The sequence below is a fragment of the Postechiella marina genome (assembly GCF_039538365.1).
Classification (GTDB): domain Bacteria; phylum Bacteroidota; class Bacteroidia; order Flavobacteriales; family Flavobacteriaceae; genus Postechiella; species Postechiella marina.
On sequence record NZ_BAABCA010000005.1, the window covers coordinates 373,913 to 393,846 of the forward strand.

Sequence of the window (19,934 nt, forward strand, 5' to 3'; positions counted from 1 at the left end):
ATTACTAGTGATTTCCTGTTAAAACACCACTATCTCTTGTTTCACTGTATAAAGCAAGCAGGCTTTTTACCTTTTTGCTATATTTTGGATTGTTAATATAGTTAAACTCTTCGTGCTCCCAAATATTTTTATTTAAATCGAATAAAGCAATTGGAATTCTAGTTTTATCTGTCTTATCCTTTTTATCTATTTGAATAATTAATTTCCACCCTTCTTTTACAATCATAACCTCTCTATGAGAACCACCTTGAAGCATAACATGAGAACGCGATTTCGCTCTTTTTTCCTCTTTTAAAAATGGCATTAAATTATAAGAATCTAAAGCGCCTCCTTTTTCTATTTTGGTATTAGAAATAGCAGCAATAGTTGCCATAATATCTGTACCTAATACGGGTTTGTTAGATTTTGTTTGTGCTTTTATTTTATTTGGCCACGATACAATAAAAGGCACTCTACTTCCACCTTCATACGGATCGTTTTTACAACCTCTATAAATATCACTTGGTTCATGACGTGCATCCCAAGTATCGCCACTTACATGAAGACCGCCATTATCCGACGTAAAAATAAAAACTGTATTTTCGTAAATACCCTGTTCTTTTACCGCATCTACTAGCATTTTTATTTGCACATCTAATTCCTTTACCATATCTAAGTGGCTAGATGGTGTTGTTCCTTTAATTTTTACACCTCCAATTTCTTCTGGTGGTGCATGTGGCGAGTGTACTGCCTGAGAACAATAATACATAAAGAAAGGTTTCTCTTTATTTGCATTTTCTTTTATATATTTTACAGCTTTATTTGCTATTAATGGTCCTATTTCACTTGGTTGCCACATAGAATCACCATAACCTTCTTTTTTATTTAAAACAAAGCCTAATTTCTTGTAATATGCAGCATCAACAATACCTATTAACGAATGCTTATTTAACGGATACCATTCATCATTTTCGTAAGCTGTATAAGGCACACTTTGAATTCCAGATGGTAATGTAAAATTATAATCAAATCCGTTTTGCGAAGGTCCATCGCTTACTATCTTAGATATATCTACATTTATATTAAACTTATCTTTTTCAGATTTGTAATCGTAAATTTTGCTAGAATCCCTTTTATCTCTAAAACCAGTTCCCAAATGCCATTTACCAATAAAAGCAGTGTTGTAATTGGCTTGCTGCATCAGTCTACCTAAGGTTAAAGTTTTATTTGTAAACACACCTTTAGCATAACCACCCCAAACACCCCATGGTAATGGACTGCGGTAATTGTAATTACCCGTCATTATAGAATATCTAGACGTTGCGCATAATGCTGCAGGTGCATGGGCATTTGTAAACATCATCCCCGTTTCTGCCAACTTATCAATATTTGGAGTTTCTACAATAATTTTAGGGTTGTGTAATCTTCTATATTTTGAAATATCGCCTACCCCTACATCATCTGCTAAAACAACAATAACATTGGGTTTTCTTTTTGAAGAATTTTGGGCTGCGACACTAAAGTTAATTAATAAAACCCACAGTAATACTAGATAGATGTTTTCTAATTTCATTTTTTATTTTTTGATGATTTTCCCTGATTTAATTTTAATTCCGTTACTAAAAATTGTATAAATATATAGCCCTTGACTTAATGATGATATATTGAAAGATCTACTCGTATTTCCTTCTGAATTTAAAAGCAACTTACCATCAATAGCATATACTTTTAACCTTACATTTCCGCTAAAGCCTTTAACATTAAGAGCACCAAAGGTTGGATTAGGATGTACATAAATAGTGTTAGTTACAGCACTATCTTCTACACTTAAAGTATTAGGGTTAGGGTCTACAGCCATATACCAGCCACTACCTCGAGTAGAAGCGTAGTATTTACCGGGCACTGTATAATCTATAGCAATATCGTTTACGCGGTCTGCTTGCCCATTTCCTTTATTAAACTTTACCCAAGTTTCTCCTCCATCTTTAGACAAGTAAGTTCCTCCATTTCTTCTATCTACATTGGTATTTGGTAAAGTAGACACCATAATAGTCTTAGTGTCTAACTTAGAAACCTCTACTCTATTAGTCCATGGATAATCGAAAATTTTAGTCCATGTCACCATATTATCCTCACTTACCCAAAGACCACCATCATCTACGCCTTCGTTTTTAAAGCCAGAGGTAATATATACTTTCCCATCTACATCAAAATGAATATCATTTATTCCTGAATTACCAGAAATATTGACTGTAGATGTTACTTCGCTCCATGAACTTCCGCCATTTATAGATTTATATAAACCGCCATTATTATCTATTACCGCCGCATAAAGTATGTTTGTATCATTAGGATCAAAAGCAATTCTTGCCACATCTAAAGAATTAGGTAACCCCGTGTTTATTTCAGACCATGTTACACCACCATTTGACGATTTATGCACACCCCAACTTTGTGCACTATCTCCAACCCATTCTAGTTTTAAACTAGACTTTGGCACGCAGAAATACATATTATCTGGATTGTTTTTATCTATCATTAAGCCTACTTGATGCACAGCTTGATCACCACTTCCTGGAGGTGCTGGTGCCCAAGGCTCTGGAATTGGTGTTCCAACCGATGTCCAGGTAGCTCCTGCATCTGTAGTTTTAAGCAATTGCCCTCTTTTAGCTTGTCTAAAAAAGGTTGAAAACCAAGTATCTTTATCTGTGGGATGTACTACTACAGAACTTACAGAATGCTCTTGCCTAACTCCATTATTATTGTAAACTAAATGCATTACAGAACCACCTTGAGCACCAGATCTAACCGTTTCACCCTCGTTATTAGTAATCCATAAACTGTTTTCTCCTGATGGACAAAATACTTTTCCTGGCCATAGAGCCGATTGATAAAACCCATGTCCCGGAACATTACTATTTCCTGCACCAACCCAACCATCTAACGAAGAACCTGCTTCTTTTGCTTCTTCATCATCTATATCTACCCAAGTATCGCCTTTGTCGTAAGACACAAAACCAACTTTTGCTAGTTGGGTATATAAAATAGAACCATCTGCGTTAAACTTAGTAAAATTACAGCCTTTACGTTCGTAATTATCTCTATTTATCCAATCGGCTTTATACTTCATGGTAATATTAGTACCTATTGGGTTGTTTCTTTGTGTTACCCAAAAAGCGTCATGCGTACCATTATTCCAGTTTTTACCATTTCTAAAGGTTACTATCCAGCTTGATCCTCCGTTTTTTGTTCTCCAAATTTGTCCTGGACCAAAGTTTCCCTTCGCTTGATTAGAAAAATCATTAACCAAGTATACATTGTTAGCGTCATTAGGGTCTACAGTAATCATGTTAAACCTAGGCGTTATATTTGTTGGTAAAACGGGATAAGCTGTTTCTGCTGCCGAAGTAGAACTTAAACCAAAATAATGTGCAATAGATTGGTAATAGTCTGTTTCAACATTATTATCTCCATCACCACTAAATACATTTAAATCTACCTCTAGATTACTACTTACGTTTGTCCACGTTTCACCTTTATCTGTACTTTTAAAAACACCACCTTGATCGTTTTCTACCGAGTTTCCGTTCTTTACTTTCCAAGTTATATTACTTAAAGCATAAATTGTAATTTGATTTGTAACTTTATTATGATGTAAATCCATAGAACGAATCATATCGTTATCTATACCGTTAGATTTTAACGTCCATGTAGTTCCTCCGTTAGTACTTTTATAAAAACCGTAATTAGTGCCTGCATAAACAATAGAATTATCTACAGGATCTACTAGAATGGTTTCAAACTCTGCATTGGTATTTATTCCAGTATTAGAAAGCGTCCACGATTGCCCCTTATCTGTACTTTTCCAAATTTTACCATTAGCATTAGGATCTAAATATTCGCCTTTAGGACTAGATTGCGGATAAGAAACACGCGCATAATCTCGCATTCTTCCTGCTCCTAAAAACCAAATATTATCATCTGAAGGATCTACTGCTACTACCGATAAATAATTATTATCTAACACAGACGATTCTTGTAAAACCCAAGTTTTTCCTTTATTTGTGCTTAAATACAAACTCCCTTTAACTTTCCCAGTAGAAAACCCATAGTTAGCATCTTGCCTAGAAAAATCTAGTGAATACATTTCTAAAGGTCCTCTATATCCAGAATTATAGGCAGGTGCATCTTCATTCATTATAGTCTCATAGGTTAATCCACCATCTGTAGAACGGTAAGAATTGCCCATATTCGGACTCGTATAATGTGTATCTTTATCTGTTGGATGTGTATAAAAACACCTGTTATTTCCACTCATCCCAGGCCCAAATTGCACCCATTCTATAGTTGGCTCAGAAGCTACATCAATACTTTTCATATCTACAAAAAAACCTGTTTCTGGCACTAGTTTTTCTACTAAAAAATTATCAAAATAAAACTCGCCAAAATTTGCTGTGCTATTTGGGCGCATAGAGAACAACATATACCCATCTGTATTATCTGCACTTGGCGTAAAATTGATGGAATATTGCGTCCATACTGTACTGTTTAATGTAAAATTGTATTGAGTTAATTTTGTACCATTACCATCAAAAATTTTTATGTTTGGTTGGCTGCTATCTCCTGCTTCTATAGCCTTGTAATAAAATGAAATACGATAGGTTTCTCCATTTTCCCAATTAATATTATGCGGTGTCCATAAGTTTCCTTTTTGAGAACTTGAACTAAAATCCATATGAAAACCTTGCGCCCCAGATTGTTTTGATGCTGTTGTTATTTCGAAAACATCCATACCTGTACCACTAGTAGCTGCATCCCATTCGGATGCTAGACTGTTTTCGAAACCACTATAAAAAATGATTTGATTTTGAGAATGGCCATTAAAAACAGAAAAATAAACAACTAATAAAACACATAGAATTCGCATCATAGATATAATTTTTACATCAAAAAAATTGTTAAGTCTGAATGTGAAAAACAGCACATAACCTTGACTTGTAAAATTACAAATAGAGTATTCTTGTTAAAGATGCATTTGTTATAAATACCGCAACAAATGGTCTATAAAAAGCTAAATTATTTAAGCTTTTGTAATAAGAGTTTATGCAATTTATTAACCAAAGCCTTATTATCTAAAGCTATATTATTGATTTCTAAAGGATCTATAGAGTGATTGTATAACTCGAACAATCCGTTTTTATGCGCAATTAAACGATAAACATCTGTTCTAATTGTTTTTGCTCTTCCGTTATAGGCCACAGCTGTATGCCCTTCGGTTTTATACTTTTTTAAAATTGGTTTTAAAGACTTCCCTTTCGAAAAACTTGGTATAGTTACTCCGGTTAAATCGCATAACGTAGGAAAAACATCCACAGTTTCTACAATAGCATTAGAGCTTTTTCCTTTCTGCTTTATTTCTGGATGCACAATAACTAATGGCGAATGTAAACCTTCTTCAAACAAATTATGCTTACCCCAAATGGCATGCTCGCCTAAATTCCAACCATGGTCTCCCCATAATACAATTATGGTATTTTTATCTGCACCAGTTTCTTTTAATTTTTGAAGAATACGCCCTACTTGAGCATCGGCATAACTAACGCATGCTGCGTAATGTTTTCTAACTTCTAAAGCAAATGCTTTATCTTCATTAGGATTTTTGCCCCAACGATTATACTTCATAAACTCACTAGATTTATGCCAAGTAGAAAAGCTTTTAGGTTTTTCTGAATTTGAGATTTCTGGCAAATCAACACCATCATATAAATCATAATATTTTTTTGGCGCCCCAAATGGTAAATGCGGTTTTATAATACCTACAGCTAAAAAAAATGGTTTATCTGGTTTTGAAGTTAAATTACCTAATTGATTAATAGCTTCGTTTGTTATATGCCCATCAGGATAAATGGTATCTTCTCCTTCAACAGTTTGAAATAAATCCATTTCTCCTGCCTTTACTCTAATTTCTCCATGTGCCAATCCATGCATGCTTCCTCTAGGATGTTGCCATGCATCAACAGGCATAATATGTTTATCCCAAGCATTGGGCATTTCTATAACATTATTATCGTTCCAATCTGCTCCTCCTCTACCGCCAGGATGATGCGATACTTTACCAACAGAAACCGTAGTGTAACCATTTTGCTTAAACCATTCTGGCATACTTGGTGTAACTTTTTCGGGTTGTTTTTGTAGCATTTTAGAGCGTAAAAACAACGCATTATTTTGTGGCGGACCATAAACGCCTGTTAACAAAGTATAGCGCGATGGCCCACAACTAGGCGCATTAACATAATGATTTTGAAAAGCTCGCCCTTTTTTTACTAAAGCATCAATATGCGGAGATTTAATATACGATGCACCAAAAGAAGCCAACTCTGGACGTAAATCATCAATACAAAGTAGCAATATATTTTTTTGTTTTTTAGATTGCGCTTCTGCGGAAAAACCAAGGATAACGAAGCATACGACTACTAAATATTTCATATTAAATCTATTTTTTATTGTTTGATAAAACGATACCTTTTACATCTGTCTTGTAATTTACAAAAGAATTCCAAGGTCCATTTAGCCAAAGTAATACTTTATGTCCTTCGTTTGCTACAACTATAGGTCTAATATTTCTATATTTTGAGTTTGTTGTTATTGCTTTCCATTTAATGCTAGAAATATCATCGCTTAAACCAATTTTAGCTGTATAAATTTCATGAAGACCTCCTAAGTCTTCTCCTGTAGACGGATTAACATCTGTAGAAATATAAACTTGAGACACATCTTCTGGATCAAAAGCCATTAACCCTGTATAGCTACTTTCCATTGTATATAAGCATTTACCAGCATAAGCAATTTCTCTATCTATCCATTTTTCACCATTCCAAGATGCTACTCTAAAACGATGATCGTCGTTGCTTAAATACAGCGAATACCCCATGTGCGGATTATTTTCTGAATCTTTACCTGTAGCACAAGACCAAGAACTATTAGGTACACTCTCAAACCCTTTTGGTTTTTTCTTTGTTTCGCTACCTTTATAAACCTTTTCGGCTTCTGTTGTTTTTAAAGGTCCTTTAAAATCTTTAATTTTTGTACCATCAACATTATAAAAAGATCCGTTAGAAAACTCTGCATAATACAAACTATTACCATATTGCCTAGGATGCCCGTCTGTAAATGATATTCCTACTGTATTTTTATCTTTCTGAAAATAACGTGCATATGGTCTTTGTCTACCTTCCACTTCGTCTTCAATAAAATGTGAGCTTCTAGAGCTCCAAGTTTCACCATAATCTGTAGAGGTTATAAATGTTGGATTAAAAGATGGTCCATCTCTAAAAAAGTTATATAACAATTTTTCATCTTCCATATAATACAAATTCATATAAGTAACTCCTTTGTTTTCTTTGTAATTGTGCACAAACTCTTGTTTGTCTCCCCATTCTAAATAGTTTGAGGCAGAAGATATGCTGTAATAATGTTTTTTCTCGTTGGCGTGTTTTGCCCACATGGCTAAAATACTACCATCTGGTCTAGCATAAAACGCAGGCACATCGTGGTCGTCTACTTGAAAGTTTTTATCTAAAATAATAGTGCCTTCATTTATATTATTCTCTAAATTATAAACACCAATTTTAACATCACCAGATTGCCCACTTAATCCGCCAAAAACAAGTTTACCATTATTAATTATAGCTCTAGGGTCTTGATACCAACACCAACCACCGTCTTCCATAAAAGTTGTAAAAGGCGATATTACCTCTGCAGCCTTAACAACTTCTTTCTTTTCTGCAAACTTATAAACTTCTGCTGATGCAGCTAAAAAAGCGCCAACACCGTAAACTTCTGTATAATTTGGGTAACTATTTCCAGGAGCAGCGCCAATAGGTTGAATATAACCAACTAGACCATTGGGCGTAACGCACTCTGTTAATGCCTGCCAACCTTTAAGCATTATTGGCTCGTACGTTTTTGCATCTAAAATACCTCGATTTATTCCCCATGCTAAACCATATACAAAAAAGGAAGATCCGCTAATTTCTTTTACTGGATATCCATCTTCTCCTCCTAAAAGACCAGAAGACCAAGTACCATCTTTACGTTGAGTATTTTTTAATGTTAAAGACATTTGCTTAAAAATATCTATATAAAACTGACTCTTTTCCCAATCTTCGGGTAAATCTGGAATCATTAAGGCTAAACCACCATAAACCCAACCATTACCTCTAGACCAAAATAATTTCTCTCCATTTTTCTCTTTCTTATCTACAAAACTCTTATCCCTAAAAAACAATTGATTTTCTTTATCCCAAAGCGCGTTATAGGTTTTATTATACTGCTTATCCATAAACTCCAGATATTTTTCTTCTCCTGTTGCCTTAGCTAATCTAGCCCAAACAGGAGGCGCCATAAATAAAGCATCACACCAATCCCAATGCATTTTATCTGCTTTTTCACTAGTTAAAATAGAATCAAACTGTTTACGCAAAGGCTTTATTAATCTAGGGTGACCGTATAATTCGTGCATTCTTAAATACATTTGTCCCACTGCATGGTCGTCTGCATGAAATAAACGCTTATATAATTTCCATTTGTTATTCACACCAATATCATATAACCATTTTTCGTATGTTACATCTGGATTGGTTTTAGCCCATTCGTACATTCCTGCATAAAGCGCAGCATTTGTCCAGTCTAATTCATGATGCTTGTTTCTATTATTCCATTTCTTACGCTGTTCTTTTGGTGGGAGCGCTCTATATTCTCCCATATTCTCAAAAGTTTCTATTTGCCAATTTGCTACTTTATCTGCAATAGCTTTAACTTCTACTGTTTTTGGTTGTTTTGGATCAGAATTACACCCCGTTATAATCATTAATACCCCTACAAGTAAAATTTTTAAAAATTTAATCTTCATTATATAGCTTTGTTTAGTTGTTTTTTTTTATAAAATTATTTAACATCTCCCGCTACAGAGTTAATAATAAATACATGGACAAATTACCTATTATATCTAAAAGCAGTATATTTAACCCTTATTTAACGGTATTTGTAACGGTTAAATCTTAATAAAAAAAAACGTTAACATACTCACATAAACAAATGCTTTCTAACGAAAATAAACTAGAACTTTGCGAAGCCATTTTGAGAAGTAAAACATTTCAAAAATCGCCTAAAAGCACAGCTTTGCTAAGATACTTAGTACAAACTAGTATTACTGGCGATATTTTAAAAGAAGACATTATTGATTTAGAGTTTTTTGGAGATAGAAATAATAACGACAAAAACAGCAACAGAGTAAGAGTTAACATTTACAACCTAAGAAAAAAGCTTGATCACTATTATAATGAAGAAAATTCCAATTACAACTGGCGTTTATTTATAGATAAAGGTCAATACAATGTTAGATTTGAAAAAAGAAAAACAGAAGGCCAATTAATAAGCACTATTAAATTTAAAGATTTATTACCTTATATTTTAGCTATATGTGTTTGTGGATATTTTTATTACAATAATAAAGCTCCGGAAGCTCCAACGCTATGGAAAGGTTATTTTAATAATAACAAACCCAACACGTTATTTATTGGAGACGCCTTTGGTTTTAAAGGAAAAACAATTACAGGAGCAGATGGCTGGACAAGAGATTACAGTATTGTAAACATTAACGACTACTATAAACTACTTGAGAAAAAACCGGAATTAAAAACAACTACTTACCCATCTAATTACAACTATATTACTGGAATGGGTGCAGAATCTTCGCACGATTTAATGCGTTTATTTGGAACATTTAATAGTGATTTTGAAATTAGGTATTCTTCTAACTCGTCGTTTCAAGACATAAAAAAAGGAAACTTAATTTACGTTGGCCCTTTAAAAAACGAAAACAAATTTATTTCTATTTTTAACGAAGAAAATCCCTATTTTAAACTTGATAGTAAAGACATTTTGTTCTCTAACCACGAGACTATTGCTGATAAAAAGATTAATTACTCCTTATCTAAAAACGATAGAGATATTGCCATTGTATCTAGAATACCTAGTGGCGAAAACAATGAAAGTTTTATTTTTTTCTCGAACCACGATATGGGTGTAAAAGCCACCATTAATTATTTTACCAACAAAGACTCTTTAAAAGTTTTTGAAGACAAATATTTAAAAGGAAAACAAAACTTTACCGGTGTTTTTTACGCCTATGGCAAAGACCGAACCCATTTAAAAATGGAAACAGTTATGGTTGTTCCTTTTTAAAAAGGCTTTAATTATCTAAATACCCTTTATCTAGTTCCTTTTGAAGTAAAGCCTGCATTTTTACAATTTTTTCGGGATATGTATTTGATAAATTAACACGTTGCTCAGGATCTTTGTCCATATCAAACAATAAACAATCAGTTTCAAAATCTGAGTAACCCCTCATTTTCTTAAACGAATCTGGCATTTTAGAATGTTCTCCTGTTTTTTTATTAATATATAACCATTTGCCATCTCGCAATCCCCAAACATCTTTAAAAGTATTGTGAACCACTACTTTTCTATGTTCTTTTATATTTTTGTCTTTTAAAATAGATAAGAAGCTTTTACTATCTGGTGCCACTTGCTTTTCTAAATGAACATTTGCTATTTCAGCAACGGTAGACAAGATATCGACTTGAGATACCAGTGCATTAGACACCGAGCCTTTTGCAACCTGATTTGGCCATTTAACAATAAAAGGCACATGGTGGCCTCCTTCCCAAACATCGCGTTTTAAACCTCTAAAATCGCCCATACTAAAATGATTATATTTTTCTGCCCTAGCAAAAGCATATTTTTCTGGTCCGTTGTCCGAGCTAAAAACAACGATAGTATTCTTATCTAAGCCTTTACTTCTTAAAGCTTTTAAAATTTGACCAACTACCCAATCGGTTTGAAACATAAAATCGCCATAAGCTCCAGCCTCAGATTTCCCTATAAACTCATCGTTTGGAATAATTGGCGCATGCGGAGACGGTAAAGCCATGTAAAGAAAAAACGGTTCAGTTTCATTTTGATTTTCTATATAAGCTACCGATTTTTTAGTTAAAGTAGGCAACACTTCGTAAGGGTTCCATCCCTTTACTTTTGGACCAGGGCGAAACTCCCACGAGCCTTCTTTTGTTTTAAATGCAATACCATTCGGATTCATAATTTCTTTAGGCAATTCGATAAAATTTTCATTCTCTATCCAGGCATAAGGCGGAAAATTAATGGTGCCATCACCAAAATAATAGTCGAAACCTCGATCTAAAGGACCTCCTTTTACCGGGTTACTCCAATCTATATCTTCTGGTTTATAGAAGGTCTTTTTCTTACCTCTTTGAACAATTTTACCGCTAGGTTTACTTTTTATTTGCCAATCCCAGCCTAAATGCCATTTACCTATGGCTGCTGTTTTATAACCTTTTGATTTTAAAACATTTGCTATAGTAACATCAGAGTCTTTAAACATAGACGCTCCAAAAGAATTAACAATTTTATGCTGTCTCCGCCAATGATACATCCCTGTTAATAAGGCCAACCGACTTGGAGAACAAATCCCCGAAGAACTATGTGCATCTGTAAAACGCATACCTTCAGACGCTAGTTTGTCCAAATTTGGTGTTGGTATCTTAGAATTAGGGTTCTGACATTTTAAATCGCCATAACCCATATCATCTGCATAAATAATAACAATATTTGGCTTTGTTTTTTGGGCATGTGTTATTTGAAACATGACAAACAAAAGACCAATTAAAACCATACCAAACTCATGTCTTTTCAATAAATAATTTTTCATACTTAAAACCTAATAATTAATTTAAATAGCCTCTGCTTAATTCAGCTTTTAAAAGCGCTTCCATACTTTTAACAAGCTCTGGATTTTCTACATACAAATTAACACGCTGCTCTGGATCTTTCTCTAAATCGAAAAGTAAGCCTTTTGTATTAAAATCTTTATAGTTTCTCAATGCCTTATAATATTCTGGCATTTTAGAAACATCTCCTGTAGGCCCATTTATATACAACCATTTACCATCTCTAACTGCAAAGTCTTTTTTTCTGGTATTATGAATTGTTGAAGTTCTTAAAAATTCGCCTTCTAATTTTCCTAAAATAATAGGTAAAAAACTTTGACTGTCCATTGCTGCTTTTTCTGGAGTAGCGGTTTCTGTAATATCTAAAATTGTAGACATAATATCAACTTGTGAAATTAGTTGGTCTGAAACAGTTCCTGCTTTTATATAATTTGGCCATTTAATAATAAATGGCACATGGTGACCTCCTTCCCAAATATCTCGTTTTAATCCTCGAAAGTCACCCATACTATAATGATTATATTTTCTTGCCCTTTCAAAAGCAAATTGTTCTGGGCCATTATCGGAAGTAAAAATTACTATCGTATTTTCTTCAAAACCTTTTTCTTTTAAAGCTTTTAAAACTTGCCCAGCTACCCAATCTGTTTGTACCATAAAATCGCCATAAGCACCTGCTTTTGACGTACCATCGAACTCATCATTAGGAATAATTGGTGCATGCGGAGATGGTAATGCTAAATATAAAAAAAAGGGCTTTTCTTTCTTTTGATTATGAATCCAAGACACCGTTTTTTTTGTTAAGGTTGGTAAAACTCTGTATGGATCCCAACCTGCTACTTTAGGCCCAGGACGCGAATCCCAATCAATCTCTTTAGCTTCTCTTTCAAATTCATTGAATTCAAAAAAATCATTAGGAGTTTCTACAAACCTATCATTTTCTATCCACGCATAAGGCGGAAAATTAATAGTGCCATCTCCATAATAATAATTAAATCCTCTATCTAACGGTCCTCCTGTTAATGGAGCATTCCAATTTAAATCGTCAACTAAATATGTTTTATGAGTTTTTCCCCAATAAGTACGCTCGCCAGATGGTTTTTTATTTATAAAATTCCAATTCCATCCTAAATGCCATTTTCCAATAGCAGCAGTTTCGTAACCTTTATTTTTTAAAACCTGTGGCAATGTTATATCTTCATCTTTAAACATTGGAGGTCCAAAAGAACTCACAATATTATGGGTTCTACGCCAATGATATTGGCCTGTTAATAAAGCAAAACGACTTGGAGAACATATTCCTGAAGAACTGTGTGCATCTGTAAAACGCATCCCCTCTGAAGCCAATTGATCTAAATATGGTGTTGGAATTTTTGAATTTGGATTTTGACAATTTAAATCGCCATACCCCATATCATCAGCATATATAATTACTATGTTTGGTTTTGTTGAGGGTATTATTTTTTGTGTATTTGTACAACTTAAAAACACACTTGCTAGCAAAATACTAAGTATATTTATTCTCATTATTTTTAGTATTATTTATTTATAATCATTTTCAATCTTAACATTTTAAAAATATTGTTATTCAGGAATCGTTTTAATTTTAAGCTTAAAACCTTACGCCAAATCGTTCGGAATTTCTGAAGGTTTCTTTATAGTTAAATTATCATCGTTTATCTCACATTGTACTTTCTCATGGCTTCCTTAAATTTCAATAATTCTATCTTTTGTATTGCAACTTACACCCACGAAAAAGAATAATATTACACTTATTTGATTTTATCTTAACATCTTTATTTTATCTTCTTAATTACTATTTTGAAAGCTGCTTTTCTACTTTTCCCCACCAATATTCATAATGTTTACTCATTTTATCAACGATATCAAGATGTTTATTTGCAATGTTTTGGGTTTGATATGGATCTGCTTCTAAATCAAACAACTCCCACTCCCCAGGCATAGTCATACGATGATGTTCTTTGTTGGAAGTATAAAGCATCGGAAGTCCATCTTGACGCTCCCAAATCATCCTGCATGTTTTGCAATTTGATTCGCTACATGGTTCTATGCGCACCAGCGTGTATTGCTTCCATCTTACACAGGAATTGGCATACTTATGATCTCTCCATTTTTCTGGGTCTTGCCACCTACCCACATGATGTACTTGCATCCTATCATCATTCAATTTATTTACTTTTCCCTCTAGTAGTTTTTTAAGGCTATTTCCTTCTAATTCTTTTTGTGTTTTGTTCGATATTTTAAGATTACAAAACTCTGCTAATGTTGGCAGTATATCTACGTGCCCCACCATTTCCGAAATTTCTCTTGGAATAAAATTTTCTCCTAGTTTCCATAACGAAAATGTACGAATTCCTCCAGACCAAACAGTTGCTTTTACACCACGCATACCAGCATTGAACGTATCGACACCAAATGTGCCCCCATTATCACCCAAAACAACAATAATGGTATTATCTTCTAGACCTGCTGATTTTACTTTATCCATTAGTCTACCCAAATTTTCATCTACATTGGCAATCATTCCATTAAATTCTGGTTTATACCTAACAGCATCCATTTGTTTTGTGTATTTGTTATATGGTTTAGTATACTTGCCTGGTACCACACAAGGAGAATGAGGTGTATAGGTTGCTAAGTAACAGAAGAAAGGTTGCTCTTTATTATCGTCAATAAAGCGCATAGCTTCATTAAAAATAATGTCTGTTCGGTAACCTTCGGTTTCAATCTCTACCTCATTTTTTAAAAGTTTGGGATTGTAATGTGTGTTTTGCATATCGCCAGGTACCACTAATGTTTTATTAAAACCTCTTGCCCATGGCCCATATGCTTTTGATTGCCCTAAATGCCATTTTCCAAAAAGTCCCGTTTCATAACCTTTAGTTTTAAACAAATTTGCTATTGTAGTACTTTCAAGACTCATGTTTCGCATTGGTTTTATTGTATGCGTAACCGATGAAAGAAACTCATGCTTTCCTGTTAACAATGCACATCTACTTGGTGCACAAGTGGGGCTTACTGCAAAATTAGAAAAACTAACACTTTTGTTATGAAATGAATCAAAATTTGGTGTTTTTACAATTGGATTACCATAAACTCCTAAATCTCCATATCCCATATCATCGACCAATACCACAATGACATTTAAAGGCTTTTTAGTATCTAAAGTATTTACGCATGCTGCAACCAACATAGTGTTAATTAAACCAACTATGCATAACAATAAACACAACGTTTTCCTTTTAAACTTTTTAATAATCATTACCATTTTTGCTATTATTTACAGATACTAACCACACACCTAATTCTTCCTGCATTTTTTTAGCCAATTTTGGTTCTTTTTTAATAATATTTTTTACTTCTGAAACATCATTTAATAGATCATACAACTCGTACGTTTTACCATTGTCTTTTGTAATTAATTTATACTGATAGTTTACCCAAGATATTTGTTTCTTGTAACGAAATCCCATTGGTTTTTTTCTTTCTTTTTTAGGTTTTTTCAAAAAAGGCATTAAATCCACGCCATCCAAAGGACGATTACTAGGGTATTCTATATCTAAAACACTTAAAACTGTTGGTAAATAATCACTGGTAAAAGCAGGGAAATCTACTCGTTTATTTCCTTTTAATTTTGCTGGCCAAACCACAAATGCAGGTGTTCTTAAACCGCCTTCATGCAAACTTCGCTTTCTTCCTTTTAAATGCCCTGCGCTTCCTGGTGTACCATTTTCTGGGCCATTATCACTGCAAAACCAAATCATCGTATTTTCTGCTATTCCTTTTTCTTCCAAATTTTTCCACAACCTCCCTATTTGGTCATCTAGAGCTGTAATACAACCGTAATACAGTTTTTCTTTATTAGTCATTCCATAATATTTATTCTTATAATAATCACTTGTTACTACAGGTAAATGAGGTGTGTGAGGCCAAACTGTTGTAAAAAATGGTTTTTTATTCTTTACAGATTTTTCAATGAAAGGTAGTAACCTATCTATAATTACTTTAGTATCATCTCCATCTAAATTTTCAGTAGCTTTTTTTTCGTCTCCTACCCAATACGACGTGTTGTAATTTTTAGATTCTGTTCCTTTTTTTATGCTTGTCCAACCGTATTTTAATGATTCTTCTTCGTTATAAACTACAGGAGAAATCATTGGATCATAAGTTGGTACTTTTGATTCTGTACAAAAATACTCGTCGTAACCATGCATACTTGGTACACTATAGTGCTTAAAATGCTTTTCTTTGCCTCCTCTATTGGCATCTAGTTCTTTTTTTGTATGAATACCCAAATGCCATTTACCAAAGTGTGCTGTAGCATAACCTTCTTTTTTTACTAATTCGGCAAGGGTTATCTCATCTGTTTTCATGTGTCCAGAGTTTGCATCGGGAATTTCAATTCTATAAGGATTTCTTCCAGTTACAACACTAGCTCGTGTTGGAGAACAAACCGCTGAAGCTGAATAAAACCGATCTAAAATAACTCCCTTAGCAGCCAGCATATCTAAATTTGGAGTTTTTATCGTTTTATTCCCATTAAAACCAGCATCAAACCAGCCTTGATCATCTGTCATTATTAAAATGATATTTGGTTTTTCTTGGGCCTTTAATTTGTTTATTAAAATCACTACCAACATAGGCAATAGTAGGTTTCTTGCTAAAGTTTTAATTTTATAATTCATCTTATTTCTCAACTTTTTTATTGTTTTTTCTTTGCTTTCTTAATGCTATTTGGTGAGTTTCCTTATATTTTTCTCGCGTGTTGTTCATTGTATTAGCATAATTAGCTGTTTTTCGTCTTAACTCACTTAATAAGTTGGTGCCTTCATACTGCTTAATAAGATTATGCATTTCCTTAGGGTCATCCTTCAAATTAAATAACTGCTCAAAACCTGGTTGCTTATTTTTAAAGTTAATATCGGCTTCATTATACCCCCAAAATCCGCCACGATACATCCTAATGTATTTCCAATCTCCCATTCTAATACCCTCGCAAAAGGGATTATCACGTCCTGTAAAAAAATTTTCTAGAAAAAGTTCGTCTCTCCACCCTATATCTTCTCCATGTATTAAAGGTATTAAACTCTTTCCCTGCATAATTTCAGGAGATTTTATATTGGCATAATCTAAAATTGTAGAAGTTATATCTAGACTAGAAACAAGGTTAGTAATTGTTTGGCCTTTTTGACCTTCTAGCAAACGCGGATCGTAAATAAAACATGGTATTTTTGATGCCAAATCGTATAAGAGTGATTTTCCTCCCATGCCATATTCTCCCATTAGTAAACCATGATCACTAGCAAAAATAATGACTGTATTATCTGCTAATCCTTTTTCTTCCAGAGACTTCATCATATCACCAATAACCTTATCCATTCCAGATATTTGTTGGTAATAACGTATATGATGCTCTTTACAAGAATCTACATTATAGTCGTAAATATACGTTTGTGTAGCACGCCCTTTTAATTGATCAATCATATGTAACGGAATGTATTTATACGGATTTGTTGCTGTTTCTTCGGGTATTTCAACATCTACATTTCTGTATAACGTGTCGTAAAACGGATGCCCTTCTAATTTTTCGTTTTGATTGGCAGGTACTTTACATATTTGAGCATCCCAATTTTCTGGATGCATAGACATAATTTGACTTCCGTGAGGCACAGAAAAGCTTACAGATAAACAAAAAGGCTTTCCTTTTGGAGCTTTTTCAAGAAATTGCTCGATACTTTCGCCCATTATTGGTGTAATAATTTCTTCTTTTGAATTGGAGTATGCTTTGCAGTTTTCTAATTCTTTAGGAAAAAACTTAGACCATCCATCGTGTGCTCTCCAATAATCGAATTTCTCTGAAGCATTACCTTTAAACGTATAATATTCTACTCCAAATTTCCCTATAAATCCTGTATAGTAACCATTTTCGCGAAGTAATTCTGGGTAACTTTCTACCCATTGTGCCTCGGTTAAACTATAACTAGATGTAAAACCAATACCATTTACACGCTCGTGCATGCCCGTAAAAAAAGCTGCTCTACTTGGCGAACAACAAGGTTCTGCAATGTAAGTATTAGAAAAGCGCACACCATTATTTATTAATTTATCTACATTTGGAGATTTTACTATAGGATGCCCCATAGCACCAAAAGTATTGTCTCGCTGATCGTCTGACAATAAAAAAATAATGTTGGGTTTTACCTTTTTTTGCTGACCATATGAAAATAATGTACAAATGGTTAAACCTATAAATATCGTTTTTACTAAATTAGTCATCCTGCTTAATTATTAGTGGTTTTCTATGCCACTAGCATTTATATTCTTTTGTTTTTAAACAAAAATTAATTTAACTTTTCGTTGCTGTTTTTAGTCTTTAAATGTTATTTTAAAAGCAGTTGTATATTCTGAAACAACATATTTTGGCGCCTCTATTACTAACATATTATCCAGCTGTTTCCACTTTACTTTTTGCTTTACACCTACTTGTTTTACAGATTGAATTCTACTTGATAACTCAGGCTTTAACCCTAATGCTTTTATGTTTATTACACCTTTCGGTTTACCCAAAACAAAAGCAAAAAGAGTTCCATCTTTAGTTGTAAACCTAACATCATCTACACTTAATGGCTTAGCTTTTTTCTGCTTAATTTCACCATCGGCAGCCATTGTAGTTGTTGTGTTTTTTTCTTCTTTACCTTCTCCGTAAATATGCCAAGGTCTTGTATTATAAATGGCCTCTCCAAAAACATCAAACCAATGACCTAAGTCTTTTAAAAACTGAATTTCGTAAGCATCTAAAGATCCATCCGATTTAATTGGAATGCTTAATAACAAGTTTCCATTTTTACTTACAATATCTACCAAGTTCTTGATAACATAACCAACACTTTTGTAATTTTGGTTCTTTCTATAATGCCAATCTCCAATACAATCGTCTGTTTGCCAAGGCACCAAATCTAACAAATTAGATTTTTTGCGTTCTATATCTAAAACAACCGATTTCCGTTTTACAGAATCCATATGTTTTGCATTAATAACACCTTCTAACTTTCCGTTATGCCATTTTTTATTCGAATTGTAAAAATGAGAAGCCATACTTAATCCGTATTGCTCCAAAGGCAAACCATAATCATCAAAATAAAGAATATCTGGTTTGTATTTATCTACTAAATCTTTACACCTTAAAAACCATTTTAAGGCATAGCCATTGTCTTTTGGCGGTATAGTCTCAAACCAACTATCGTTAGTTTTAAACCAATTATCCATCTCTTCTTTTGTTTCAAAACCTGCAGGTGGAGCAAAATGATTACCAGGGTATAATTCTTGCGGATCGTAACCTTCCCACCATTTACCTTTACCATCCTTTTTGGTTGCAAACCCATCGTAACGCACACCTTTCATTGGCCCATCTACATCATAAGCATAAGCACGTTGGTACCAATGCCATGCATGAGATGAGTGGTTACTTACACCAAACCTAAGACCATGATTTATAGCTGCTTTTTTCCAACCGGCGATTAAATCTTTTTTTGGCCCCATATTTACACTATTCCATTCTTGGTATTTAGAATTGTACATATCGAAATTATCATGATGGTTTGCCATCGCTATAAAATACTTAGCACCAGCTTTTTTATATAATTTAACTAAAGCTTCTGGATCCCATTTTTCTGCTTTCCATGTATTAATAACATCTTTAAAACCAAACTCTGATGGATGACCATAATTTTTAAAGTGATAGTTATATGATTTACCAGCACGTAAATGCTTATCGTATTGCTCATACATTTTTTTAGCATACCAATCGCCATATTCTGGAGCACATTGTGGCCCATAGTGTGCAATAATTCCAAACTTAGCATCTCTAAACCAATCTGGACATTGATAATTTTGTAAAGACTTATAACTGGGTTGAAAATCGCCTTTTTCTATTTCTATTTTTTCTTGAGCAGAAAAAACAAAACAAGACACCAAAAACATTATTAATATTGTATTCTTCATATACCTATTTTCTAACATAATTTTAATGCTATACGCTATATAATTCACATACCATTATAATTTAGTTTAATATGAACCCAAATATTATATTTTTAATCTAAAAAACAGCCTTTTTAAACATAGCATAAA

General features: G+C 33.5%; 11 protein-coding genes. 1 reads left to right on the forward strand and 10 read right to left on the reverse strand.

The features are described 5' to 3' along the window. Positions 1–4 precede the first annotated feature (4 nt). From ABD715_RS13115 to ABD715_RS13130, 4 genes are all read right to left on the reverse strand, one after another. The gene (locus ABD715_RS13115) at positions 5–1,552 is read right to left on the reverse strand and encodes a sulfatase family protein (RefSeq protein ID WP_344788721.1); all 1,548 of its coding nucleotides are present in this window, start codon (positions 1,550–1,552) and stop codon (positions 5–7) included. A 3-nt stretch (positions 1,553–1,555) separates the two neighbouring features. Next, entirely contained in the window at positions 1,556–4,909 is a 3,354-nt protein-coding gene (locus ABD715_RS13120) for a T9SS type A sorting domain-containing protein (protein WP_344788722.1), read from the reverse strand. A 146-nt stretch (positions 4,910–5,055) separates the two neighbouring features. After that, positions 5,056–6,465 carry a sulfatase gene (locus ABD715_RS13125; RefSeq protein ID WP_344788723.1) on the reverse strand — a complete coding sequence of 470 codons (1,410 nt, stop codon included), beginning with the start codon at positions 6,463–6,465 and terminating at the stop codon, positions 5,056–5,058. Between the two features lie 7 nt (positions 6,466–6,472). Then, positions 6,473–8,890 carry a glycoside hydrolase family 88 protein gene (locus ABD715_RS13130; RefSeq protein WP_344788724.1) on the reverse strand — a complete coding sequence of 806 codons (2,418 nt, stop codon included), beginning with the start codon at positions 8,888–8,890 and terminating at the stop codon, positions 6,473–6,475. Between the two features lie 185 nt (positions 8,891–9,075). Here ABD715_RS13130 and ABD715_RS13135 point away from each other — a divergent pair, with 185 nt between their 5' ends. Then, positions 9,076–10,224: a hypothetical protein gene (locus ABD715_RS13135; protein WP_344788726.1), complete on the forward strand. Its 1,149-nt coding sequence runs from the start codon at positions 9,076–9,078 to the stop codon at positions 10,222–10,224. Between the two features lie 7 nt (positions 10,225–10,231). On the opposite strand, the gene ABD715_RS13140 is transcribed toward ABD715_RS13135, so the two are convergent. From ABD715_RS13140 to ABD715_RS13165, 6 genes are all read right to left on the reverse strand, one after another. Next, positions 10,232–11,767: a sulfatase family protein gene (locus ABD715_RS13140; RefSeq protein ID WP_344788727.1), complete on the reverse strand. Its 1,536-nt coding sequence runs from the start codon at positions 11,765–11,767 to the stop codon at positions 10,232–10,234. Between the two features lie 16 nt (positions 11,768–11,783). After that, positions 11,784–13,310 (reverse strand): sulfatase family protein, encoded by a 1,527-nt coding sequence (locus tag ABD715_RS13145; protein ID WP_344788728.1) that lies wholly within the window; start codon positions 13,308–13,310, stop codon positions 11,784–11,786. Between the two features lie 289 nt (positions 13,311–13,599). Next, complete coding sequence (locus tag ABD715_RS13150) at positions 13,600–14,997, reverse strand: sulfatase-like hydrolase/transferase (protein ID WP_344788729.1); 1,398 nt, start codon at positions 14,995–14,997, stop codon at positions 13,600–13,602. Positions 14,998–15,055: 58 nt separating this feature from the next. Continuing rightward, the gene (locus ABD715_RS13155; protein WP_344788730.1) at positions 15,056–16,489 is read right to left on the reverse strand and encodes a sulfatase family protein; all 1,434 of its coding nucleotides are present in this window, start codon (positions 16,487–16,489) and stop codon (positions 15,056–15,058) included. 1 nt (position 16,490) lies between these two features. Continuing rightward, positions 16,491–18,080 carry a sulfatase-like hydrolase/transferase gene (locus ABD715_RS13160; RefSeq protein ID WP_344788732.1) on the reverse strand — a complete coding sequence of 530 codons (1,590 nt, stop codon included), beginning with the start codon at positions 18,078–18,080 and terminating at the stop codon, positions 16,491–16,493. A gap of 90 nt (positions 18,081–18,170) precedes the next feature. Continuing rightward, positions 18,171–19,805, reverse strand: a complete 1,635-nt coding sequence (locus ABD715_RS13165) for an alpha-L-fucosidase (protein WP_344788733.1) — start codon at positions 19,803–19,805, stop codon at positions 18,171–18,173. Between the last annotated feature and the right edge of the window lie 129 nt (positions 19,806–19,934).

What these genes read in the sequence shown, in the direction of transcription:
- ABD715_RS13115 (WP_344788721.1), bottom strand. Translation starts at nt 1,552, where the DNA reads ATGAAATTAGAAAACATCTATCTAGTATTACTGTGGGTTTTATTAATT.
- ABD715_RS13120 (WP_344788722.1), bottom strand. Translation starts at nt 4,909, where the DNA reads ATGATGCGAATTCTATGTGTTTTATTAGTTGTTTATTTTTCTGTTTTT.
- ABD715_RS13125 (WP_344788723.1), bottom strand. Translation starts at nt 6,465, where the DNA reads ATGAAATATTTAGTAGTCGTATGCTTCGTTATCCTTGGTTTTTCCGCA.
- ABD715_RS13130 (WP_344788724.1), bottom strand. Translation starts at nt 8,890, where the DNA reads ATGAAGATTAAATTTTTAAAAATTTTACTTGTAGGGGTATTAATGATT.
- ABD715_RS13135 (WP_344788726.1), top strand. Translation starts at nt 9,076, where the DNA reads ATGCTTTCTAACGAAAATAAACTAGAACTTTGCGAAGCCATTTTGAGA.
- ABD715_RS13140 (WP_344788727.1), bottom strand. Translation starts at nt 11,767, where the DNA reads ATGAAAAATTATTTATTGAAAAGACATGAGTTTGGTATGGTTTTAATT.
- ABD715_RS13145 (WP_344788728.1), bottom strand. Translation starts at nt 13,310, where the DNA reads ATGAGAATAAATATACTTAGTATTTTGCTAGCAAGTGTGTTTTTAAGT.
- ABD715_RS13150 (WP_344788729.1), bottom strand. Translation starts at nt 14,997, where the DNA reads ATGTTGGTTGCAGCATGCGTAAATACTTTAGATACTAAAAAGCCTTTA.
- ABD715_RS13155 (WP_344788730.1), bottom strand. Translation starts at nt 16,489, where the DNA reads ATGAATTATAAAATTAAAACTTTAGCAAGAAACCTACTATTGCCTATG.
- ABD715_RS13160 (WP_344788732.1), bottom strand. Translation starts at nt 18,080, where the DNA reads ATGACTAATTTAGTAAAAACGATATTTATAGGTTTAACCATTTGTACA.
- ABD715_RS13165 (WP_344788733.1), bottom strand. Translation starts at nt 19,805, where the DNA reads ATGAAGAATACAATATTAATAATGTTTTTGGTGTCTTGTTTTGTTTTT.